The organism is Kitasatospora sp. NPDC127035, from assembly GCF_042726075.1.
Taxonomy (GTDB): Bacteria; Actinomycetota; Actinomycetes; order Streptomycetales; family Streptomycetaceae; genus Kitasatospora.
In genome coordinates, this window is the sequence record NZ_JBHXDN010000008.1 from 62,259 (window position 1) to 82,373 (window position 20,115).

Below are 20,115 nucleotides of genomic sequence, written 5' to 3' on the forward strand. Positions count from 1 at the left end.
CGAGGGAGATGATCTCTCGTCAGGCGTCAGTGGTGCTACCAGAGCACGTCCTACTTTCAGTAGGGAGAGTCCGTGCAACCCGGGCCTGGCGCTCCACGTCGGACGGGGTCCGGTACCTGAGAGGGTGCCGGGCCTCGTTCGCGTTTCGCGGGGTCGGCGGGTGGGCGGTCGGGTTGTGGTGCACCGGCTCTGACCTGGTACTGTTCTTCCTGTCGCGAGGGAGATGATCTCTCGTCAGGCGTCAGTGGTGCTACCAGAGCACGTCCTACTTTCAGTAGGGAGAGTCCGTGCAACCCGGGCCTGGCGCTCCACGTCGGACGGGGTCCGGTACCTGAGAGGGTGCCGGGCCTCGTTCGCGTTTCGCGGGGTCGGCGGGTGGGCGGTCGGGTTGTGGTGCACCGGCTCTGACCTGGTACTGTTCTTCCTGTCGCGAGGGAGATGATCTCTCGTCAGGCGTCAGTGGTGCTACCAGAGCACGTCCTACTTTCAGTAGGGAGAGTCCGTGCAACCCGGGCCTGGCGCTCCACGTCGGACGGGGTCCGGTACCTGAGAAGGTGCCGGGCCCCGTTCGCGTTCACCGGGGCCGCCCGGGCGGGCCGCGCCGGTCAGGTCACCGCGCGGTCGGAGCCGAGTTCGCGGGAGATGCGCAGGCCGACCTGGGCGACGACCGGGCCGAGGGCGCGGACCCGGGCGGCGGTCATCCGTGAGGTGAGGCCGGAGACCGAGAGGGCGGCGGTCACCTCGCCGGTGTGGTCGAAGATCGGGGCGGCGACGCAGCGGACCTCGGGCTCGTTCTCGCGGTCGTCGATCGAGTAGCCGCGGGCGCGGATCCGGGCGAGGTCGGCGCGCAGGTGGGTCTCGTCGGAGATGGTCCAGGCGGTGACGGGGCGCAGTCCGGCGGCGACGACCTCGGTGACCGCCTCCTCGGGCAGCCACGCCAGGATCGCCTTTCCGGTGGCGGTGCAGTAGGCGGGGGCCCGACTGCCGACCCGGGAGGCCATCCGGACGTTGGTCTCGTCCTCGACCTTGTCGAGGTAGACGATGCCGGGCGCCTGCCAGACGGTCAGGTGGACGGTCTCGCCGGCCTCCCGCTGGAGGCGGCGCAGGTGTTCGGCGGCGACGCTGCGCAGGTCGAGGGTGGAGAGGTAGGCCTGGCCGAGTCGGAGCGAGCCGTGGCCGAGCCGGAACCAGCCGGTCTCCCGGTCGCGGTCGAGGAGGTGCTCGTCCAGCAGCGGGCCGGTCAGCCGCAGGACCGTCGACTTGTTGAGGTCGAGAGCCTCGGCGAGCTGGGTGAGCGGGACGCCGCGGCCGTCGCCGTGGTCGCGGACGTAGCCGAGGACGGACAGCGCGCGACGCAGGGAGGAGGACTGGTTCCGCTCGCCCGTGGTCTTCTTCGGCTTCTCCGCGCCGGTGGCCGTGCCGCCCGCGGTCGCGCCGGCTGCCGGGCCCGCGCTCGTGCCGGCCGCGCTGACCGCCTTCTCCGTCATCGGTCCGTTCCCCTCTCGTTCCGCCACCGGACTGCGGCGGTTGTCGAACCGTACCCTCCCGCACCTCGCTTACCGCTTTTTCGATACACCGTTGTGCATTGCAAAACTTCCCGAACGGCCTCTTGTTGGCCGTGAGCGCCCGCGCCTAACGTCCCTGGCATCGAGCAGGCGACGTAGCCCACCCGAGCGGTCGCTCTGCCGTACCCCCACATCAATGCGTTCACGCACCCACCATCGGCCCCGGTCAGGGCCTGCTTCGACGCGCCCGTCCCCAGCGGCGCACGTCTCGGCGGCAACTGTCGGGAGGGGAGGTCTCCACCCATGCGAATCGTCAGACGGGCCGCCGCGGCCACCGTCCTCGCCGCCACGTGTCTCGCCGCCGCCGCCTGTTCGCCCGGTACCGCGTTGCCGGCCGGTGACAAGGCGGCCGACGACAAGACCGGCACCCTGCAGGTCTGGCTGTACAACGAGGCCGGCAACGCCGCGAAGGAAGCGGTCGTCAGCAAGGCCGTCGCCGAGTTCCAGGCCTCCCACCAGGGCGTCACCGTCAGTGTCAGCTACATCGACACCGACGCCTCGGCCCGCGCCGCCAAGATGAAGGGCGCGTTCAACGACCCGAACAGCGCCCCGGACCTGGTCGAGTTCGGCAACACCGACCTCCCCGGGTACGTCGCGGCCGGCGGCCTCGCCGAGATCGGCGCCGACCTCGACAAGTGGAAGGACAAGGGCGACCTCGACCCGGCGATCGCCAAGACCGCGGTGCTCGACGGCAAGACCTACGGCCTGCCCTGGTGGGTCGCCGTGCGGGCGCTCTACTTCCGCACCGACCTTTTCACCGAGGCCGGCCTCGCGGCCCCGACGTCCTACGCCGAGCTGGTCGCGGCCACCCAGAAGATCCACGCCGCGCACCCGGACACCTTCGGCATCGCGGTCGGCGGCAAGTACACCTTCGGCGCGCTCCCCTTCGTCTGGGACGCGGGCGGCGACATCGCCGCCAAGGAGGGCACCACCTACAAGCCGACGATCAACTCGTCCGCCTCGCAGGCCGGCATCAAGCGCTACACCGACCTCTTCGGCGAGAGCGGCTGCCCGGTCCAGCAGTGCGCCGACCTCACCGGCGGCAAGACCGTCGACCTCTTCGCGGCCGGCAAGTCCGCGATGGCGATCCTGCCCAACTCCAGCCGCAGCAAGGTCGACGCGGGCCCGGTCAACGGCAAGTACGGGGTCGTCCCGCTGCCCGGCGAGAAGCCCGGTTCGATCGCCCCGGCGTTCGCCGGCGGCAACAACCTCGGCGTGATGAAGGCGGCCAAGCACCGCACCCTGGCCGTCGAGTTCGCAGAGCTGCTGGCGAGCCCCGCGTACCAGGAGCAGATGTACGACGCGATGGGCAACCTGCCGACGCTGAAGCCGGTCAACGCCAAGGTCGCCGCCAAGGACGCCTTCCTGAAGCCGTTCACCGACACCATCGCGGCCGGTACCAAGTTCGTGCCGCTGGACCAGGGATGGGCGCAGATCGACGCGCAGGCCGTCATCCCGACGATGCTCCAGCAGATCGTCACCGGCAAGGCGGACGTGGCGAAGGCCTCGGGCGACGCCGCCACGCAGATCACGTCGGCCTTCGCGGCCCGCTGATCGCCGGCCCCCGCAAGAGAGCAGGTCCCGTACGTGTCCGCACCCACCACGACCGCCCCGGCGGCGCCGCCCTCCCCGAGCGGGCGGCGCCGGGGCACCGGCCCGGCCGCGCCCCCGCGCGGCCGGCGCCGCCCCCCGCTGCTGCTCCTGCTGCCGGCCGCGATCATCATGATCCCCCTGGTGGCGTACCCGATCTACCAGCTCGGTCTGCTGTCGGTGCTGGACTTCGGTCAGGCCCAGGCCTCCGGCGGTGTGCCGACCAGCTTCGTCGGGCTCGGCAACTACCAGAAGATCCTCGGTGACGGGCAGTTCTGGTCGGTGCTGACGCAGACGATCGGCTTCGCCGCGTTCTGTGTGGTCGCCACCCTGGCGGTCGGCGCCACCCTCGCGGTGCTGCTCACCAGGGTGGGCCGGATCTCCCGACTGGTCCTGACCACCGCCGCCATGGCGGCCTGGGCGGCGCCGGCGATGACCGGTTCGACGGTGTGGAGCTTCCTCTTCGACACCAACCTCGGTCTGGTCAACAAGACCCTGGTCAGCATCGGTCTGAACGGCTTCCACGAGTTCAACTGGTTCTACGACAAGTGGACCGCGTTCCTGATCGTGGGCGCCGTGGTGGTCTGGCACTCCTTCCCGTTCGTCATGGTGACGCTCTACGCGGGCATCAAGGCGATCCCGACCGAGATCCTGGAGGCCGCGGCGCTGGACGGCGCCGGCACCTGGGCCACCTTCCGCCGGATCACCGCCCCGATGCTCCGGCCGATCCTGACCATCGTGGTGATCCAGTCGGTCATCTGGGACTTCAAGGTCTTCACCCAGATCTACGTCATGACCGAGGGCGGCGGAATCGCCGGCCAGAACCTCGTCCTCAACGTGTACGCCTACCAGAAGGCGTTCGCGTCCTCCCAGTACGGACTCGGCGCGGCCATCGGCGTGATCATGCTGCTGATCCTGGTGATCCCGACGGTCCTCTACATCCGCTCGCTGCGACGGACGGGGAATGAACTGTGAACACCCGTGGCCGCAGGCGGCTCGCCGCCAACTCCCTCGCGATCCTGGTGGCCGTGGTCACCGCCTTCCCGATCTTCTGGATGGTGCTCTCGGCGTTCAAGCCGAAGGGCGAGGTGCAGTCGCTCGACCCCCGACCGTGGACCGCGCACCCGACGCTGGAGAGCTTCCGCCAGGTGCTCAGCGTCGACGGGTTCGGCCGGTACTTCGTCAACAGCCTGATCATCGCGCTGTCGGTGGTGGTGCTGTCGGCCCTGGTGGTCTTCCTCGCGGCGGTCGCCGTGACGAGGTTCCGGTTCAGGTTCCGCACCACCATCATGGTGATGTTCCTGATCGCCCAGATGATCCCGGTCGAGGCGCTCACCATCCCGCTGTTCTTCATGTTCCGCGACGCGGGGCGGCTGGCGCCGGGCGTCGGACTCAACACCCTGGCCTCGCTGATCCTGGTGCAGCTGGCGTTCTCGCTGCCCTTCGGGATCTGGATGATGCGCGGCTTCGTCGCCGCGGTGCCGGTCTCCATCGAGGAGGCCGCGCAGATCGACGGTGCGAGCCGGAGCCGGATCCTCTGGCGGATCCTGCTGCCGCTGGTGGCCCCGGGCCTGGCCGCGACCAGCGTGTTCTCCTTCATCGCGGCGTGGAACGACTTCGTCTTCGCCAAGACCTTCATCATCAGCGCGACCGAGAACCAGACCCTCCCCTCCGCGCTGCTGGTCTTCTTCAAACCGGACGAGAACGACTGGGGCGGCATCATGGCGGCCTCGACGCTGATGACCGTGCCGGTCCTGATCTTCTTCATCGCGGTGCAGCGCAAGCTGGTCTCCGGGCTGGCCGGCGCTGTGAAGGACTAGCCCGCGAGGGCCGGTGCCGCGGGGGAGAGGCTGCGGCGGGTGTAGCGTCCCGATCATGGAGGTGGGGTCCATGAACAGGGAACGCGCCGACGGGCAACTCGCCCAGATCGCCGAGACGGTGGGCCTCGCCCGCCGTCTCGGCACTCGTGTCCGGCTGCGCGGCGGCTGGGCGATGGACTTCTTCCTCGGCGAGCTCACCCGCGACCACGAGGACATCGACTGGTTCGTTCCGGCCGCCGACGCCCCCGCGCTCGCCGCCGGCCTGCACGAACTCGGCTACCGCCGGCTCGACGGCCCGCCGCCGGGCCAGCAGTTCCCCGTTCCCCTGAGTCGCTCCGGGGATGCTGCGGCGGCACCGGGCGTTCCGCCCTCCTACGCGGCCAGGGTCCCCTCTGCGGACGGGAGGCCGATCAGCGTGAACTCCGCCCCGCCGTCGTCCCGGACCGCCGCCCGCCGTCCGAACGGTGTCGGGTGCGGTCCCGCCAGCACCTCCCCGCCCAGCTCGCGCACCCGCTCGGCCGCGCGGTCGGTGTCGTCCGTGCCGAAGTGGACGCTCCAGACGGGCGGCGGACCGGCCGCCCCCAGGCCCGTCCCGCCGCTCCCGCTCCCGCTTGCGCGGCCCGTCGGGCCCGTCCGGCCCGTCCGGTCGGCGTCGGCCCCGTGGCCGCCGCCGATGCCGCCGGCCACGGCTCCGCCGACCCGGAACACCGTGCCGCCGTCCGCGCCCGACCCGTACTCGTACCCGAAGACCCGCCGGTAGAAGGTCCGGGCCGTGGCCGGGTCGGGGGAGAGCTGTTCGCTCCAGCTGAACGCGGACGGTTCGTCGACCAGACCCGCCCCCTGCCAGAGCAGCCCCTGCCGGAGCCCGAACACCGCGCCGGTCGGGTCGGCGACGACGGCCGCCCACCCCTGCTCGGGTCTCTCGAACGGCTCTCGGACGACGCGCCCGCCGGCCGTCCGGACCTCCTCGGCCGCCCGTCCGACGTCCGTCACCGCGAGGTACGTGGTCCACGAGCGTTCCTCGCCCGCCGGCCGCCGGACCAGCCCCGCGACCTGTGCCCCGCGCAGCGTCGCCACCGTGTACCCGGGCAGCCCGACGTACTCCCACCCGAACAGCGCGCCGTAGAACCGCCGGGCCCGCGGGAGGTCCGGGGTCCCCAGCTCGACCCAGCAGGGGACGCCGTCGCGGTACCTGCCCGCCTTCGGCATGCCGCCCTCCTCGCCGCCGGAACCACCCGGGCCCCTGGGGCCAGCCTCTGCTTCCGCCCGGCGCCCGGCAACCGGTCCGCGCCCCCTCGGACCGATCCGCGCTCGTCGCAGCGCCCCCGCGCGTCCGTCAGGTCGCCCCCGGGCCCGTCAGAGCACCCCGCGCGGCCGGAACTGGATGCTGATCCGCGGCCCCACCGGCCGCGCCGTCTTCGGTACCGCGTGCTCCCAGGTCCGCTGGCAGGAACCGCCCATCACCAGCAGGTCCCCGTGCCCGACCGGGTGCCGCACCACCGGCCCGCCACCGCCCCGGGGCCGCAGCAGCAGCGCCCGCGGTTCGCCGATCGAGAGGATCGCGACCATGGTGTCCACGTGCGCGCCCCGCCCGATCCGGTCGCCGTGCCAGGCCACGCTGTCCCGCCCGTCCCGGTAGTAGCAGAGCCCGAGCGTGCTGAACGGCTCGCCGAGCTCGTCCGCGTAGTGCGCGCCGAGCGTCGCCCGCGCCTCCCCGAGCACGGGGTGCGGCGGTGCGTCCTCCTCCCCGTAGGAGGCGAGCAGCCGGGGCACGTCGACGGTCCGCTCGTACATCTCGCGCCGCTCGGCCCGCCACGGCACCTTCGCGGCCAGGTGTTCGAACAGCTGGTCCGCCCCGCGGAGCCACCCCGGCAGCAGGTCCAGCCACGCCCCCGCGCCCAGCACCGTCCGCCGAACGCCCGACAGCGGCCCGAGGGCGGTCCCGGCCCGGCCGGGATCGTCGAACAGGGAGGGCTGGAGGTGGAGCGTGCTGCGCATGAGCCCAGCGTACGCCGTAATCGAACATGCGAGCGAAAAGACTGCGAGCGGCGCGCGCCCCGGAGCCGGCCCCGGCCGGTGCCGTCGGGCCGGGGCCGGGCGGTGCCGTCGGGTCGGGGCCGGGCCGGGTGCTCGCCGAGGGGGGCTCAGCTCACCGATCGCTTGACGAGGTCGGCGATCCGCGCCTCCACCTCGGGCGTCACCTCGGTCAGGGCGAAGGCCGCCGGCCACATGGGGCCCTCGTCGAGCTGCGCCAGGTCGCTGAACCCGAGCGTCGCGTAGCGCGCCTTGAACTTCTCGGCGCTCTGGAAGAAACAGACCACCTTGCCGTCCAGCGCGTAGGCGGGCATCCCGTACCAGAGCTTCGGTGCGAGGGTCGGGGCGTTGGCGGCGACGACGGCGTGGACGCGTTCGGCCATGATCCGGTCCGAGTCCCGCATCTCGGCGATCTTCGCGAGCACGTCCCGCTCGGCCTCCGCCGCCTTGTCGGCGCGGGAGCCGCGGCGCGCGGCCGTCTTCATCTCCTTGGCGTGGTCCTTCATCGCGGCCCGCTCCTCGGCCGTGAATCCCTCGTACGCGCCGCTGTCGGTGCTGCCCATGGCCGGGCTCCCCCTTGAAGAGTGGAACGGATCTTCGAACCGGCTCTCCGGTACGGGATCTTGAGAGGGGACCATATCCTGACGTACCGACAGTGCCGCTGCGCCGCCGCGCCGGTGGTCCGGCCGGCGAGTCTCAGACCGCGATCACCGACAGTGTCCGGTCGAAGTAGTTGGTGACGTAGAGCCTCGACCCGTCCGGACTGGTCGCAGCGCCGCGCGGGCCGCCCGGGACGGGGATCGTGCCGGTGACCGTGTGGGTGGTGGTGTCGACCACCGAGACGGTGTCGAACGGGAAGTGGGCCACGAAGAGCCGCCCGCCGTCCGGACTGACCGCCAGCCCGTACGGTCCCCGCCGGACCGGGACGGTCGCCACGACGTCGGCGGGCACCGTCTCCTCCAGCGTCGGGATGCCGGTGGCGTCGATCACGGTGACCGAGTCCCGGAAGTAGTTGCTGGCGTAGAGGAGGCGGCCGTCCGGGCTCACGGCCAGGGCGACCGGGAAGTCCACACCGGTGAGGATCCCGCGGGTCTTGGTGAGGGTGTCGGAGACCAGGACCTGGTCGTCGATGGCGTTGGCGATCAGCAGTCGCGATCCGTCGGCGGTGATCGCCAGGCCGTACGGGCGGGTGCCGAAGCCGGTGGAGACGGCCTGGTCGCCGGTGGCGGCCTCGAACACGTGGATGAAGGTCGAGCTGTTCTCGGCGACGAACACGCGCGCGCCGTCGGCCGCGACGGCCACGCCGTAGGGGCCGACGGCGGCGGGGAAGGTCGTGGCCACGGTGTTCGCCGGAGTGTCGACGGCGGTCACCGTCCCGTCCAGGAAGCTGGTGACGTAGACGCGGCGACCGTCCCGGCTCGCCGCCACACTGTGCGGGGTCTGGCCCACGGGGATCGTCTCGATGGCCTGGTGATCGCCGTGAGCCCCGGTTGTGGGGGTGGTGAAGACTGACATGCGCTGCTACTCCTCCTCCGTCGTCGGGCCGGACGTCGGGCCCGCTGCCGATCACGTCGTCGGGTGCGGCGCCGGGCCCGCAGGCCCGCGGATCCGGTCTGTCGCGCGCGCCCGGGCGGAGCGCCCGCCCGCCGGGAGCCGTCACCGGCGCGAGTCCGGCCGTTCCGGGCGGAGTGCGCACAGCGGGAACCCTCCCCCGACACACCCGGAGGCGGTCGCCGCGTGGCCGCCACGGAGAGGGCCACTGCGTGGCCGGTCGAGTGGTCGTCGCCCTTCGATCGTACGCCCACCGACGTCCGCTGCCCACCGCGTCGGCGGCTCAACGGACGGGCGGAGCGCGGCACTTCCCCCTTCGGTCGGGCCGGATCAGGCTGCGACCACCCTGCTGCCGCCGCGCCGGGCGTACACCTCCGGCCGGTGGGCCCGCCTCCTCGGTGCGAGGCCGACGCCGGTCAGGAGGGCCATCGGGCCGATCGACACCAGGGGCCGGTTCACCTCGGGTGAGGTGAGCCGGCAGGCGAGCCGCGCGGCCGGCCGGCTGGTGACGATCAGGACCCGCTGCGCGTCCGTCGTCCGGCCGCCGACGTCATCCGTCATGGCGGTGGAGAACACCCCGGCCGGGTCGTCGGTGGCGGCGGCCACCACTAAGGAGTCGCCGAACGCCCCGCCCCTGGTCGGCACGGCGAGGGCGAGCACCAGCAGGGCGCGGACGATCCCGGCCCGAGGTCTGCCGAGTGGAAGCCCGGCAGCCGGACCACCGCGCCGCCGAGCAGTGCCCGGCGGTGGTGGTGCCGGTGGCGGTGGGCGTGGCCGTCGCCCCCCAGGGCAGTAGGGCGCCGCCGGCCAGGTCGACGGTCTCGGTCCGTCCGTCGCGCCCGCGCCGGACGACCACGTCGCCGGCCGGGCGGAGATCGTCGCCCTGGTGCGCGCCGACCTCGTCCTCACCATCGGCGAGCAGTGCGTCCGGCATCGGCCGTGGGAGGACGCGCTGCGCACCCCTGCGCACGCCTGCCGTGACACTTTCGCCGAGCGCCCCGGGATCATCCGTCTGCCGGCCGCGGCCCCGTCCGCCGAACCGTTCACGCACGAGCTGTACGAGAGTGCGGTGCCGACCCCGAGGGCCCCTGCCGTTCGATTTCTGACCAGGCGTGATGTCCTGCTAGTGTTCAACCCGTCGAGAGGAAACGATCTTCGCGAAGCGAGGAGCGGCCTCCCGAGCAGGCGTCAGTGGTGCTACCGGAGCACGTCCTACTTTCAGTAGGGAGAGTCCGTTCAACCCGGGCCTGGCGCTCCATCCGAAGCGGTCGTCCCCTCTCCGAGGGGGCGGCCGCTTCGTCGTTGTGCGGATCGGTCCTATCGCACGGCCCGGCCGAAACCCGTCGGCGGCGGTGACAACCCGCCAAGGTCGCGCTCCAGGTGGATCGGCGGCCCTTCGCGAGCGCACTCTCCCGGTCTGCGGCTTTGCGGTGAACTGCGGGCTGACGGTCCGTCAAAGGTTGGCCGAAAGTCGGCCCTAATGGTGTGAATATGCCATTGGAATGTTCGTCGTACAGATTCCGGCAGTAGCCTTCCGTGTCGAACCCGCCACTGGTCGTGGCGGTCCGGCCGGTGCCGCGCGGCCCGGAGGTGCGTGCGCCCGGCTGCCCGGAACCCTCCCCGACACCCTCCGGCCTGCGAAGCCACCTCGGCGGGGCCGTCCCGGACCCCTCCCCGAAGCCTCCCCGAACCCTCCGAAGGAGCCCGAGTGCCGGGTATCGACGAATGCCTGACCGAGGCGATGGCGATCGCAGGAGCCCGCGCCGCCAGTCTCGTCGACTGGAGCAGCGGCCTCGCACTGGGCAGCGTCGGCGTCAGCCCCACCGGCGACCATGATACGTCGGCCGCGGAGGCAACCGACCTGGTACGAGCGGCTGTTGAGAGCCCGACCTTCACCGGCTCGGAGGACTCGAAGGCGCCGCTCCAGGACATTATCGTGACCGCAGGCCGCAGTTACCACCTGCTGTGCTTCATCGACACCGTCTTCGACAGCCGGTTGGTCCTGCACCTCTGGCTGGACCGCAGCGAGGGCAATCTCGCCGGCGCCCGCTACCGTCTCCAGTCGCTCGCCGAGGAACTGGTGCTCGGATGACGAACTTCCGGACGAGTGACCTGGCGACGGCGGGCGGGACGGTCGTCGGCTTTCGGCCACCCGCCGGGCGGCCGACGGTTCCGGCCGAGGCCGTCGCCCTCGGCTCCGTCCCCGCGGCCCGTACCGCCTCCTCCGGCCCCGGCCCCGCTCCCTCCTCCGGCCCCGCACCGGCGCCCGGTCCCGGCCCTGCCGCGGTGCCCGCTCCCGGCGCCGCACCGGTGTCCGCTCCCGGCGCCGCACCCCTTCCCGTGCACCCCGGCTGGACGCCCGGCGCGGTTGTCGAACGGCTGGCCGCCGAGCACGCCACCGGTGCCCTGCGCGGGCCCGCGGGCACCGTCTACCTCGTCGACGGCCTGGTCACCCACGCCGAGTCCGACCGGACACCCGACCTCGCCACCCTGCTCACCGCCTGCGGCCGGCTCACCCCCGCCGCCTGGCAGGAGGAGGTCCGCCGGTCCGGCCCGTATGCCGGGGTCGGCGAGGCCCTGGTCGAACAGGGCCGGCTCACCCGCGGCGAGTTGGAGCTCTGTCACCTCGGCGCCCTCTACGACGCGGCCTGCTTCCTCCTGGACGCCCCGGCCGCCCTCGCCTTCCGGACCTTCGCACCGGGTGTGCGGCACTGGCTCGGCCCCGTGGCGGCCGTGGGCGTCCCCCGGCTCCGCCGGGAGGCCGAACGCCGGCGGATCCTGCTGGACCGCATCTGGCCGTGGCCCCAGCTCGACACCGCGCCGGTCCGTCCGGCCGCACGGCTCCCCGCCGCCCCCGGCCGCCACGCGCGCCGGATCCGCCCGCCGAGCCGCTACCAGCGCGACCTGCTCGACCACGCGGACGGCCGAAGAACCCCGGCGGAGCTGGCGCGGCTGCTCGGCCGCTCGGCGTTCGCCACCACGGTGGACGTCCGCCGGCTGGCCGCCGCAGGACTGCTGCTCGGGCCCGGGGCCGAGTCCGAGCCCGGCTCCGGTGCCGGTGTCGCTGCCGGCTCCGACCCCGGGGTCGGGAGCGGGGCCGGGTCGGGGAGCGGGGACGCCCCGGGGGAACCGTCCGCGTCCGGCGGTCTGCACCGGCGGGTACCCGGTGCGGCGCTGGCCGCGCTGGCCCCGGCCGCCTACGCGGCGTCCGTCGCTGCCGCCTCCGCCGCCTCCGCCCGACCTTCGACCCCGGCAGCCCACCCGCTGACCGCCCCCGATCCGGACATCGCGTTGCTGATCCGGGTCAGAACCCTTCTGGAGGCCCGACTTTGAACCACTCTCCGCCCGCGACCCCGCCCTCACGGCCATGAGGCGGGCGCTCAAGCAGCGTGTCGGAAGGAGACAACTGATCGCCTTGGAGACCGAACTGCTCGCCGAACTCCGCGCCCTCAGGCATCGGGTACCACACCTCGCGGGCGGTCTGGTGGCCGGTGTCGACGGCCAGCTCGTCGCGCACGACACCCACGGGACCGAGCCGTCGAGCCTGGCGGCGATGACCGCCGCCTCGCTCGGCCTGGCCCAGCGGCTCGCCGACAGCACCGGCCAGGGCGACTTCCGGGAGTCACTCGTCCGGGGCGAGCACGGCTACGTCGCCACGTACGCGGCCGGCGGAAGCTGCGTCCTCACGCTCCTCGCCCACCCGGACGCGAACGTGGGCCGGTTGCACCTGGAGGCCCGCCGTTCCGCCCAGCGCATCGCCGCGCTCCTCGACGACACCCTCGCGCCCAAGGAGGTGCGGGAGTCCAGGGAAGCGGCCTTCTGACCGGCGGCACGCAGCACCGGACACCCGACGACCCGACCACCTTCTCGACCTGCTCCTCCCTCACGACCGCTCCACCTTCTCGGCCTGCTCCACCTTCTCGACCGCTCCACCCTCTTGACCTGTCCGACCTGAAACCCCACCACCGAACCGGAGAACCGACATGACGGACGCCGCAGGCGCGCTCAAGCAGGCCCTCACCGTGATCGAAGGCGCCATCGGCGCCGCCCTCGTCGACTACAACAGCGGGATGGCCCTGGCCACCCTCGACGGAGCCGGTGGCATCGACCTCAACGTCGCGGCCGCAGGGAACACGGACGTGGTCCGGGCGAAGATGCGCACCATGGACATGCTGGGCCTGAAGGACGGGATCGAGGACATCCTCATCACGCTCAGCAGCCAGTACCACCTGATCCGCCCGCTCACCGGCCGCAGCGGCAACGGGCTCTTCCTCTACCTGGCCCTGGACAAGGGCCGGGCCAACCTGGCGATGGCCCGCCACCAGCTGACGAAGATCGAGGCGGACCTGGAGGTCTGACCGGCCTCCGACCGCTCAGGCCTCTGTACGGGCGACGGACCCCGCGACGCGCGGCGCGGGGTCCGGGCCGGGTGTCGGTGCCGTCTGCAAGGCTGAGGTTCGTTCAGCAGAACGGCCGTCGAGACGGACGTCGTGACGAGAAAGGCCCGTGCAATGTCGACCAAGATCTTCGTCAACCTCCCCGTGAAGGACCTCGCCAGGTCCATCGAGTTCTTCACGTCGATGGACTACGCCTTCAACCCGAAGTTCACCGACGAGAAGGCCGGTTGTCTGGTCATCAGCGACTCCATCTTCGCGATGCTGCTGACCGAGCCGTTCTTCAAGTCCTTCTCCGAGAAGGAGATCCCGGACACCTCCGCGACCGCCCAGACGATCCTGGCGCTCGGTGTCGACAGCCGCGCCGAGGTCGACGCGCTGGTGGACAAGGCGGTCGCCGCGGGAGCCGTGGAGCCGCGTGAGGCCACCGAACAGGGTGGGTTCATGTACGGGCGCACCTTCGCCGACCTCGACGGGCACCTCTGGGAGGTGATCTGGATGGACCCGGCCGTCGCCCAGGACTGACGGGTCGACCGTTCACCCCGGACGGCCGCTCCGGGCCGAGGGCCACTCGGGGAAGGCCGCCCGGTCGGCTGCCTCGGGACAGCAGGTGCCGGGCGTGCTCGGGCCTGCCCGGGCGGGCTCAGCCGGTCCTGCCGTCCTCCGACCACGCGACCTCGCCGCCGGGCAGACCGGTGCAGACCGCGCCCTCGGGCGTGAACACGCGCCAGGGCGCGAGCAGGGCGTGCGGCGGGACGGACAGCGTGCCGACCCCGTCGAAGACCAGCTCCAGCCCTCCGGCCATGGTCACGCGGGCCCCGTCGACGGTCCGGCCCACCAGGCCGAGCAGCGCGCCGGTGGGGTGGACGGTGAGTTCCGGGTAGAAGTGCTCCACCTCCGACGGCGCGGAGAAGCGGAACTCGTGCGCCACCCGGACGGTCACCGGACCGTCGAGGGTGAGGTCGAGCCGTCCGCCGCCGCTGACCGACGCCACCCGGCGGCCGGCCAGGGCGTCCTCGATCGCCTGCCGTGCTCCGATCCCGTTCTGCATGCGACCAGTGTGGACCGGCGGCCCGCCACCTGTCTCGCCACCGGTCCCGCCGCTCGTCCCGTCGGTCGGCCGGCCCGCCGTCCCGTCGGCCGGGCCGCCACCCGGCCCGTCACCCCGGTGCGCCGGCCGTCCGGCCGCTTCCGCGTGCCCCGGCGCTCAGTGCGCCGGTCGACCGCCGACCAGCTCGGCCGGTCCGCCCGGCCGCCCGCGGGCGGCCAGCGCGGCCGAGGTCCTGGCCCACGACGAGGCCGACAGCAGCGCCCGCGCCTCGGCCGGATCGCAGAGCCGCCACTCGACCAGCTCGTCCTCGGCCAGGGCGATCGAGGCCAGCCGCTCCTCGGTCACCGTGCCACCGTCGAAGACGTACACCAGCACGGCGGTGTCCCGGGTGCTCGCCGGGTCCGCGTCCCGGCCGGGGAGCCAGTCCACGGCCAGCAGCCGGCCCGGCTCGCACGCCCACCCCAGCTCCTCGCGGACCTCCCGGCGGGCCGCGGCGCGCGGCAGTTCCCGGTCCGCCTCGACGCCGCCGCCCGGCAGCACCCAGTACGGCACCTTGCCTTTCGGGCCGTCCCACGGCCGCAGCCGCACCAGCAGGACCCGGCCCGCCCGGTCCGTGAACACCGTCCGCGCCTTGGCCCGGATCCGTGGCCGGGTGGCGATGTAGGCCTCCCGGTCCAGCGGGGGCGCGACGGGCCCGGGGGCCCTCGCCGCGACGTCCGGCGATTCCGCTCCCTCCAGCCGCAGTCCTGCCAGTCCCGTGTACGCGGGCGGCGGTCCCGCCGCCAGGTGGTCGAGGGTGTGCCCGGCCGGAAGGCTGTCCTCCAGCTCCAGCGGCGCGGCCGAGCGCGGCGCCCGCAGGCACGCCGTCACCCGCCGGGAGAGCCGGGGTGGCAGCGCGTGGCCCGCCTCCTCGGGGGTCAGCCACGCCCAGCCGCCGACCTCGGCCCGGTCCGGCCTGATCGCCGCCGCCTGTTCCGGCGTCAGCGGGTCGGCCCAGTAGAGGTGGGCGGCGATCGGCGGACGGGAGTGGTCGAGCGTCCAGTCGAGGCAGGCCAGGGGCCCGAGGCGGGGCGTGAACCCCAGCTCCTCCGCGATCTCCCGGGCTGCCGTGTGGCGCGGCGAACGGTCCTGCGGCTCCCAGCCCCCGCCGGGTACGGCCACCGGGTGCTCCCGGTCGTACGGCAGCCGGACCACCAGCACCCGCCCCCGCCGGTCGGGGAACAACACCCCGGCCGCCGCCAACAACTCGCGCCCCGCATGCCCCGTACGCTCCGTCAACGTTCCGCTCCCTCTGCCGTCCTGCCTACCCCGACACCCCGACCGCCCCCGACGGTTCCCCGGATCCGGAGGAGCGGCCGGAGCCGGTCCGTCGACGACCGGCCGGGCAGCTGGCCGATCCGGGTTGCTCGGCTAGTCCCAGTCGTCCGCCCCGCCCAGCAGCTCGATCAGGGTCAGGCCCGGGTCGTCGGCCTCGGCGGACCAGCGGTCGTACGCGGTCTCCCAGAGCGGGGCCAGCTGCAGCATCCACGGGAGCCGGTAGCGGTGGACGAAGGGGGCCCGGTCCGGGTGGTGCACGATGATGCGCCTGCTCAGCAGGCTGCTCCGGTGCCGGACGCCGGTGCGGGCGTCGAGCAGGGTGGACCTGTCGCCGATCTGCAGCAGGTGCCGGCCGTCGACCTCGCGGAGCGAGGCGGGCTGCCGGCCGAGTCGGCCGGACCAGCGAAGCTTCCCGGGACCGGTGGAATCCACACCTGACAACGGGTCACCCGATTCGCGGAGGCGGGCGTGACCTCGGTCGGCCGCGTCCTGGTGCACCACATGGTGGCCCGGCCCCGACCGCAGCACAAGATCAATTGCCGGACGGGAGGCGGCCCCCGCCGTCCTGCTCGGAGCCGGCCGCCCGCCCGAGGGAGGTGACGGGCGGGAGGGAGGTGAGGGCGGCGGTCGTGGCACGGGCCATCAGCTCGTCCTGACGGCAGGTGGTGCCCCGGAGGCGGGCGGAGCCCTCGACGGCGGCCAGCGCCAGCAGGCCCGGGAGCAGGTCCGTGCTGCGGTCCACGACCCAGCGGGTGCCCCGGGTGGCCATCCACCAGAGGTCGGCCAGCGTGCCCGGCGGCGGTTCGACCGGCTCCGGGACGGGGGCCGGACCGAGCGGGCGCCCGGCGTCCGCGAGCAGGCCGTGGAAGCCCCGGGCGATCAGGTGGTGGCCCTCGGCACTGGGGTGCAGCCGGTCGACGCTGAGCAACTGCCGCTCGGCGCTCCAGGGCAGGTCGGCGATGTGCAGGTGGACGCTCCCGTGGCGGACGGAGAGGGCGTGCACCACCGCGTTCACCGCCCGCATCCGCCGGGCCAGCGGCCGGGCGAGCGGAGGCGGCAGCCGCAGCAGCGTGCCCGGGTCGGGCAGGCAGGCGGTGAGCACCTGCGCGCCGCCGTCCGTGAGCCGGCCGAGGACGGCGTCGAGCGCCCGCGCGGTCCGTGCGACGTCGAAGCCGGACCGCAGGGTGTCGTTGCCGCCGGCGACCACGGCCGCCAGCTGCGGACGCAGCGCCAGGGCCGTCGGCAGCTGCTCGGCCGTCAGGTCGGTGGTGAGTGCGCCGCTCCGTGCGAGGTTGGTGAACTCGACACCCGTGTGCGGCGGGGCCAGTGACCGGGCGAGCAGCGCCGCCCAGCCGCGCCATCCGTCGGCGATCGGGTCGCCGATCCCTTCGGTGAGTGAATCCCCGAGTGCCACGAACCGGACCGGTTCGCCGGTCCGTCGTGCACTCGCCCGTGTCGCCCCGTGAGCGGCACCCGGAACGGTGCCGTCTCCCTCGTCCACCGCCGCGATCGTGTTCATCGCACCTCCCACACCTTCCCGGGCCCTCCGGCCCGGCCGTTCCGTCCAGCGCATGCGCATGCGCGTTCGCCGGAGCGGGAGGACGGGGGCCGCCCTCCTGCTCCGCGCCGGTCCTGCACCTTCCTGCGTGCGGCCCGTGGGCTTCTTCTATCCCGCGTCGTGGGTCCCCGGTGCGCCGGATGCGCCGGATGCATGTGGTGCGCCCGGTGTGCCGGATGCACCGTGAGCGGCCAGGAAGGCGGCCACGGCGGCGGGCCAGCCGTACCGCTCGGCCTGGGCGCGGGCGGCGGCGCGCCGGGCCGCTTCGGGGCGCGCGAGGAGGTCGTGCACTCCGTCGGCGTACCCGGCGCCCGTGGGTTCGGCGGCCACCCCGGCCGGGCCGACCAGCTCCGGCAGGGCGGAGCAGCGGTTGACGACCACCGGCGTGCCGCAGGCCAGCGCCTCCATCGCCGCCAGCCCGAAGGTCTCCACCGGCCCGGGGGCGATGACCACGTCCGCACAGCCGAGCAGGCGGGCGACCGCGTCGCGCCCGGCGAGGTGCCCGAGGAAGTGCACGGGCAGCCGGTCACGGGCGGCCCGGGCGGCCAGCCGCGACCTGAGCGGTCCGGCGCCGGCCACCGCGAGGACGGCGGGCAGGCCACGCGCGCGCAGCTCGGCGAGGGCGTCGAGCGCGTGCTCGGGACGCTTCTCGGGGGAGAGCCGCGAACAGAGCACCAGCAGCACCTCGCCAGGTGTCGCGTACCGGGCCCGTTCCTCGGCCCGTTCGTCGGCGCCCGGCGGGCACAGGGCGGCGAGGTCCACGCCGAGCGGCGCGCGGGCCACGTTCCGGACGCCGAGGCGGCGGAACTCGGCGGCGGCCCAGTCCGTCGTGCAGATCACCGTGTCGTACGACCCGGCGGTGCGGCCGTTGAGCCGGTCGGCCGCCGCGCCGGCGACCGGGCCGGGCAGGCCCCAGGTGCGCAGCAGTCCGGCGGCACTCTCGTGCGAGACCATCGCCGATCGGACGCCGTGCCGTCGTGCCCAGGAGCCCGTCCAGCGCAGGGTGGTCCGGTCGGAGACCTCCAGCCGGTCGGGTGCGAGCCGTTCCAGTTCGGTGGCGACCGCGCGCCGGTCGGTGAGCAGGCGGTAGCCGCCGCTGCCGGGCAGGACCCGTCCGGGGAGGGTGACGACCAGTCCCTGTTCGCCCTCCTCCGTGGCTCGCCGCTCGCCGGGGACGACCAGCACCGGTGCGTGCCCGGCGGCCCGGTAGCCCGCGCCGAGGTGGCGCAGTGCGGTCCGCAGCCCGCCGGAGACGGGGGTGACGAAGTTCGCCACCCGGACGATGCGCAGCGGTCCGGCGGTCATGCCGTCAGCTCCTCCGTGACCGGAGTGCCGGCCGCGTCCCGGGTGGCGTGCGCGCGGGTTCCCGCGGCGCTCCCGGCGGCGTCGGCGGTCTCCTGGACGGCGTGCAGGCCGTTCCGGCCGGTGGTGTCCGCCCGGGGTGCAGCGGCCTGCACGCTCCCCGGCACCGGCACCGGCACCGGCACCGGAACCGGCACGGCTACCGGTAGGGGCACGGCTGCGGGCACCGGCACCGGCACGGCTACCGGCTCCGGCGTGGATGCCGTCGCCGCCGTCGCCCCGTGGTGCTCCGCCAGCACCTCCGCGTAGTGCCGCAGCAGCATGTCCCCGACCGCCTCCCAGGTGCGGGCGGTCACCTCGGCCCGCCCCGCCCGGCCGTACGCGGCCCGTAGCTCGGCGTCCTCGGCGAGGGCGGTCACCGCCCGTGCGACCGCCGCGCCGTCCCGGGGCGGGACGAGCAGGCCGGTGCGGTGGTGCGCGACGAGGTCCAGCGGTCCACCGGCGGCCGGGCCGACCACCGGGACCCCGCTGGCCATCGCTTCCTGGATGGTCTGGCAGAAGGTCTCCAGCGGCCCGGTGTGCACGAACACGTCCAGCGTGGCGAAGCAGCGGGCCAGCTCCTCCCCGGTGCGCCGGCCGAGGAACACCGCACCGGGCATGGCGGCCTTCAGCCCCGGCGCGGACGGTCCGTCGCCGATGATCACGACCCGTACCCCCGGCAGGGCCGAGGTCCGGGCCAGCAGGTCGACCCGCTTCTCCGGCGCGAGCCGCCCGACGTACCCGACCAGGACCTCGCCGCCGGGGGCGAGCGCCCGGTGCAGGGCCTCGTCGCGGTGGCGCGGGTGGAAGCGGGCCGAGTCGACGCCGCGCGGCCAGAGCTGGACCCGGGCGACGCCGTGCGCGGTGAGGTCCTGCGCGGCGGGGGTGGACGGCGCGAGCGTCCGGGAGGCGAGGCCGTGGATGGAGCGGATCCGGTGCCAGGCGGCGGCCTCGCCGAGTCCGCGCCCGGCCCGGTAGGCGTGCGCGTACCCGGCCAGGTCGGTCTGGTAGACGGCGACGACCGGCAGGCCGAGCCGGGTGGCGACCTGTGCGCCGCGCGCGCCGAGCACGAACGGGCTGGCCAGGTGCACCAGGTCCGGCCGGTGACCCCGGATCGCGGCGGCCAGCCGGCGGCTGGGCAGTGCGATCCGGACCTGGGGGTAGCCGGGAAGGGGGACGGACGGGACCCGCACCACGGGGAGGTCGGCCATGGCCGGACCGGCACCGAAGGTGTGTGACGGGCTCTGCGCGCCGCGTGCGGGCGCCGGAGTGACGACGAGCGGCTGGTGGCCCCGGCGGAGCAGGTGCTCGGCGGTCCGCAGCACGCTGTGGGCGACGCCGTTGACCTCGGGGGGAAAGGATTCGGTGACGATGACGACACGCATGCCTGAGTTCTGTCCGGGTCCGGCGTGCACGTGGCCAAAGGGATCTGTCGTACAAACGAACGCGGGTCGGCGATTTGTCCCGCCGACCCGCGTCCCCGCCCGCCGAGGGGCCTACCGGGGCGCTCAGGCCGGCCGGGCGGCCGCCTCCTTCAGCTCCGCGTAGGGAGCGAGCTTCCGGAGGGACTCGATGCTCTTGATGCAGTCGTCCCGGTTCTCCTGCGGGTCGCCCGTCACCACGACGGTGCCGTTGCTCGCCTTGAGCCGGAACCGGTGCATGCCGCTCTCGTCCGTGTACAGCTCGAACTTTCCTGCCATGGCAGTGCTCACCTCTCGTCTGGAAGCCCCCTCGAACCGCACCGTAGGCTCAAAAGCCTTCTGCTGCTTGCCAGATGATGCATTCGGGTTTCCGCCGAACGGGTCACGGGCGGCCCCTGCCGACCGGCGCGCCGATCCGGCGGCACGGTGGCGGCGGAGTGCCTCGTACCGGCCGGCGACGGTCGCGGCGGCCT

At 73.8% G+C, this 20,115-nt stretch carries 21 protein-coding genes and 1 pseudogene; 9 read left to right on the forward strand and 13 right to left on the reverse strand.

Annotated features, from left to right (window positions below; all coding sequences use genetic code 11):
• Window positions 1–605 precede the first annotated feature (605 nt).
• Complete coding sequence (locus tag ACFWIC_RS07410; protein WP_380516664.1) at window positions 606–1,487, reverse strand: IclR family transcriptional regulator; 882 nt, start codon at window positions 1,485–1,487, stop codon at window positions 606–608.
• A 321-nt stretch (window positions 1,488–1,808) separates the two neighbouring features.
• Between ACFWIC_RS07410 and ACFWIC_RS07415 the strand changes: the two genes are divergently transcribed.
• The 4 genes and pseudogenes from ACFWIC_RS07415 to ACFWIC_RS07430 form a co-directional block, all read left to right on the forward strand.
• A complete protein-coding gene (locus tag ACFWIC_RS07415; RefSeq protein ID WP_329880117.1) occupies window positions 1,809–3,119 on the forward strand; it encodes an extracellular solute-binding protein in 1,311 nt (436 codons plus the stop codon).
• Between the two features lie 33 nt (window positions 3,120–3,152).
• Window positions 3,153–4,130 (forward strand): sugar ABC transporter permease, encoded by a 978-nt coding sequence (locus tag ACFWIC_RS07420; protein WP_329950978.1) that lies wholly within the window; start codon window positions 3,153–3,155, stop codon window positions 4,128–4,130.
• On the forward strand, window positions 4,127–4,975 hold the full coding sequence (locus tag ACFWIC_RS07425) for a carbohydrate ABC transporter permease (RefSeq protein WP_329880114.1): 849 nt from the start codon (window positions 4,127–4,129) through the stop codon (window positions 4,973–4,975). The genes ACFWIC_RS07420 and ACFWIC_RS07425 overlap by 4 nt, the downstream gene beginning before the upstream one ends.
• Window positions 4,976–5,045: 70 nt before the next feature.
• Window positions 5,046–5,246: pseudogene (locus ACFWIC_RS07430) on the forward strand (nucleotidyltransferase domain-containing protein); the annotation flags it as partial.
• A gap of 101 nt (window positions 5,247–5,347) precedes the next feature.
• Here ACFWIC_RS07430 and ACFWIC_RS07435 read toward each other — a convergent pair.
• From ACFWIC_RS07435 to ACFWIC_RS07455, 5 genes are all read right to left on the reverse strand, one after another.
• Window positions 5,348–6,184: a VOC family protein gene (locus tag ACFWIC_RS07435; protein WP_380354959.1), complete on the reverse strand. Its 837-nt coding sequence runs from the start codon at window positions 6,182–6,184 to the stop codon at window positions 5,348–5,350.
• A 147-nt stretch (window positions 6,185–6,331) separates the two neighbouring features.
• Window positions 6,332–6,973 carry an alpha-ketoglutarate-dependent dioxygenase AlkB gene (locus ACFWIC_RS07440; RefSeq protein ID WP_380516667.1) on the reverse strand — a complete coding sequence of 214 codons (642 nt, stop codon included), beginning with the start codon at window positions 6,971–6,973 and terminating at the stop codon, window positions 6,332–6,334.
• Between the two features lie 146 nt (window positions 6,974–7,119).
• Window positions 7,120–7,572, reverse strand: a complete 453-nt coding sequence (locus tag ACFWIC_RS07445) for an iron chaperone (RefSeq protein ID WP_380354954.1) — start codon at window positions 7,570–7,572, stop codon at window positions 7,120–7,122.
• Window positions 7,573–7,705: 133 nt separating this feature from the next.
• Window positions 7,706–8,524 carry a beta-propeller fold lactonase family protein gene (locus tag ACFWIC_RS07450; protein WP_380354951.1) on the reverse strand — a complete coding sequence of 273 codons (819 nt, stop codon included), beginning with the start codon at window positions 8,522–8,524 and terminating at the stop codon, window positions 7,706–7,708.
• Window positions 8,525–8,890: 366 nt separating this feature from the next.
• Window positions 8,891–9,220: a hypothetical protein gene (locus tag ACFWIC_RS07455; RefSeq protein WP_380516670.1), complete on the reverse strand. Its 330-nt coding sequence runs from the start codon at window positions 9,218–9,220 to the stop codon at window positions 8,891–8,893.
• Window positions 9,221–10,268: 1,048 nt separating this feature from the next.
• Here ACFWIC_RS07455 and ACFWIC_RS07460 point away from each other — a divergent pair.
• The 5 genes from ACFWIC_RS07460 (at window position 10,269) to ACFWIC_RS07480 (ending at window position 13,479) form a co-directional block, all read left to right on the forward strand.
• Window positions 10,269–10,652 carry a hypothetical protein gene (locus ACFWIC_RS07460; protein WP_329880103.1) on the forward strand — a complete coding sequence of 128 codons (384 nt, stop codon included), beginning with the start codon at window positions 10,269–10,271 and terminating at the stop codon, window positions 10,650–10,652.
• Entirely contained in the window at window positions 10,649–11,893 is a 1,245-nt protein-coding gene (locus ACFWIC_RS07465) for a hypothetical protein (RefSeq protein WP_380516673.1), read from the forward strand. The genes ACFWIC_RS07460 and ACFWIC_RS07465 overlap by 4 nt, the downstream gene beginning before the upstream one ends.
• A gap of 82 nt (window positions 11,894–11,975) precedes the next feature.
• On the forward strand, window positions 11,976–12,383 hold the full coding sequence (locus ACFWIC_RS07470) for a roadblock/LC7 domain-containing protein (protein WP_329950986.1): 408 nt from the start codon (window positions 11,976–11,978) through the stop codon (window positions 12,381–12,383).
• A gap of 160 nt (window positions 12,384–12,543) precedes the next feature.
• Window positions 12,544–12,918: a hypothetical protein gene (locus ACFWIC_RS07475; RefSeq protein WP_329880100.1), complete on the forward strand. Its 375-nt coding sequence runs from the start codon at window positions 12,544–12,546 to the stop codon at window positions 12,916–12,918.
• Window positions 12,919–13,071: 153 nt separating this feature from the next.
• Window positions 13,072–13,479, forward strand: a complete 408-nt coding sequence (locus ACFWIC_RS07480; RefSeq protein WP_329880099.1) for a VOC family protein — start codon at window positions 13,072–13,074, stop codon at window positions 13,477–13,479.
• Window positions 13,480–13,597: 118 nt separating this feature from the next.
• On the opposite strand, the gene ACFWIC_RS07485 is transcribed toward ACFWIC_RS07480, so the two are convergent.
• The 7 genes from ACFWIC_RS07485 to ACFWIC_RS07515 all read right to left on the reverse strand — a co-directional run bounded on the left by ACFWIC_RS07485 (window position 13,598) and on the right by ACFWIC_RS07515 (window position 19,921).
• Window positions 13,598–14,005 carry a DUF6188 family protein gene (locus ACFWIC_RS07485; RefSeq protein ID WP_380516678.1) on the reverse strand — a complete coding sequence of 136 codons (408 nt, stop codon included), beginning with the start codon at window positions 14,003–14,005 and terminating at the stop codon, window positions 13,598–13,600.
• Window positions 14,006–14,161: 156 nt separating this feature from the next.
• Complete coding sequence (locus ACFWIC_RS07490) at window positions 14,162–15,283, reverse strand: NUDIX domain-containing protein (protein ID WP_380516680.1); 1,122 nt, start codon at window positions 15,281–15,283, stop codon at window positions 14,162–14,164.
• 132 nt (window positions 15,284–15,415) lie between these two features.
• A complete protein-coding gene (locus ACFWIC_RS07495; RefSeq protein WP_329880095.1) occupies window positions 15,416–15,754 on the reverse strand; it encodes a hypothetical protein in 339 nt (112 codons plus the stop codon).
• A 100-nt stretch (window positions 15,755–15,854) separates the two neighbouring features.
• Window positions 15,855–16,841, reverse strand: a complete 987-nt coding sequence (locus ACFWIC_RS07500; RefSeq protein ID WP_380516684.1) for an SGNH/GDSL hydrolase family protein — start codon at window positions 16,839–16,841, stop codon at window positions 15,855–15,857.
• A 147-nt stretch (window positions 16,842–16,988) separates the two neighbouring features.
• Window positions 16,989–18,185: a glycosyltransferase gene (locus ACFWIC_RS07505; protein WP_380354933.1), complete on the reverse strand. Its 1,197-nt coding sequence runs from the start codon at window positions 18,183–18,185 to the stop codon at window positions 16,989–16,991.
• Window positions 18,182–19,606, reverse strand: a complete 1,425-nt coding sequence (locus ACFWIC_RS07510) for a glycosyltransferase family 4 protein (protein WP_380516687.1) — start codon at window positions 19,604–19,606, stop codon at window positions 18,182–18,184. Before ACFWIC_RS07510 ends, ACFWIC_RS07505 begins: the two co-directional genes overlap by 4 nt.
• 123 nt (window positions 19,607–19,729) lie before the next feature.
• The gene (locus ACFWIC_RS07515; protein WP_329880092.1) at window positions 19,730–19,921 is read right to left on the reverse strand and encodes a DUF1508 domain-containing protein; all 192 of its coding nucleotides are present in this window, start codon (window positions 19,919–19,921) and stop codon (window positions 19,730–19,732) included.
• Between the last annotated feature and the right edge of the window lie 194 nt (window positions 19,922–20,115).

What these genes read in the sequence shown, in the direction of transcription:
- ACFWIC_RS07410 (WP_380516664.1), bottom strand. Translation starts at nt 1,487, where the DNA reads ATGACGGAGAAGGCGGTCAGCGCGGCCGGCACGAGCGCGGGCCCGGCA.
- ACFWIC_RS07445 (WP_380354954.1), bottom strand. Translation starts at nt 7,572, where the DNA reads ATGGGCAGCACCGACAGCGGCGCGTACGAGGGATTCACGGCCGAGGAG.
- ACFWIC_RS07500 (WP_380516684.1), bottom strand. Translation starts at nt 16,841, where the DNA reads ATGAACACGATCGCGGCGGTGGACGAGGGAGACGGCACCGTTCCGGGT.
- ACFWIC_RS07510 (WP_380516687.1), bottom strand. Translation starts at nt 19,606, where the DNA reads ATGCGTGTCGTCATCGTCACCGAATCCTTTCCCCCCGAGGTCAACGGC.
- ACFWIC_RS07415 (WP_329880117.1), top strand. Translation starts at nt 1,809, where the DNA reads ATGCGAATCGTCAGACGGGCCGCCGCGGCCACCGTCCTCGCCGCCACG.
- ACFWIC_RS07505 (WP_380354933.1), bottom strand. Translation starts at nt 18,185, where the DNA reads ATGACCGCCGGACCGCTGCGCATCGTCCGGGTGGCGAACTTCGTCACC.
- ACFWIC_RS07440 (WP_380516667.1), bottom strand. Translation starts at nt 6,973, where the DNA reads ATGCGCAGCACGCTCCACCTCCAGCCCTCCCTGTTCGACGATCCCGGC.
- ACFWIC_RS07480 (WP_329880099.1), top strand. Translation starts at nt 13,072, where the DNA reads ATGTCGACCAAGATCTTCGTCAACCTCCCCGTGAAGGACCTCGCCAGG.
- ACFWIC_RS07485 (WP_380516678.1), bottom strand. Translation starts at nt 14,005, where the DNA reads ATGCAGAACGGGATCGGAGCACGGCAGGCGATCGAGGACGCCCTGGCC.
- ACFWIC_RS07465 (WP_380516673.1), top strand. Translation starts at nt 10,649, where the DNA reads ATGACGAACTTCCGGACGAGTGACCTGGCGACGGCGGGCGGGACGGTC.
- ACFWIC_RS07450 (WP_380354951.1), bottom strand. Translation starts at nt 8,524, where the DNA reads ATGTCAGTCTTCACCACCCCCACAACCGGGGCTCACGGCGATCACCAG.
- ACFWIC_RS07435 (WP_380354959.1), bottom strand. Translation starts at nt 6,184, where the DNA reads ATGCCGAAGGCGGGCAGGTACCGCGACGGCGTCCCCTGCTGGGTCGAG.
- ACFWIC_RS07515 (WP_329880092.1), bottom strand. Translation starts at nt 19,921, where the DNA reads ATGGCAGGAAAGTTCGAGCTGTACACGGACGAGAGCGGCATGCACCGG.
- ACFWIC_RS07475 (WP_329880100.1), top strand. Translation starts at nt 12,544, where the DNA reads ATGACGGACGCCGCAGGCGCGCTCAAGCAGGCCCTCACCGTGATCGAA.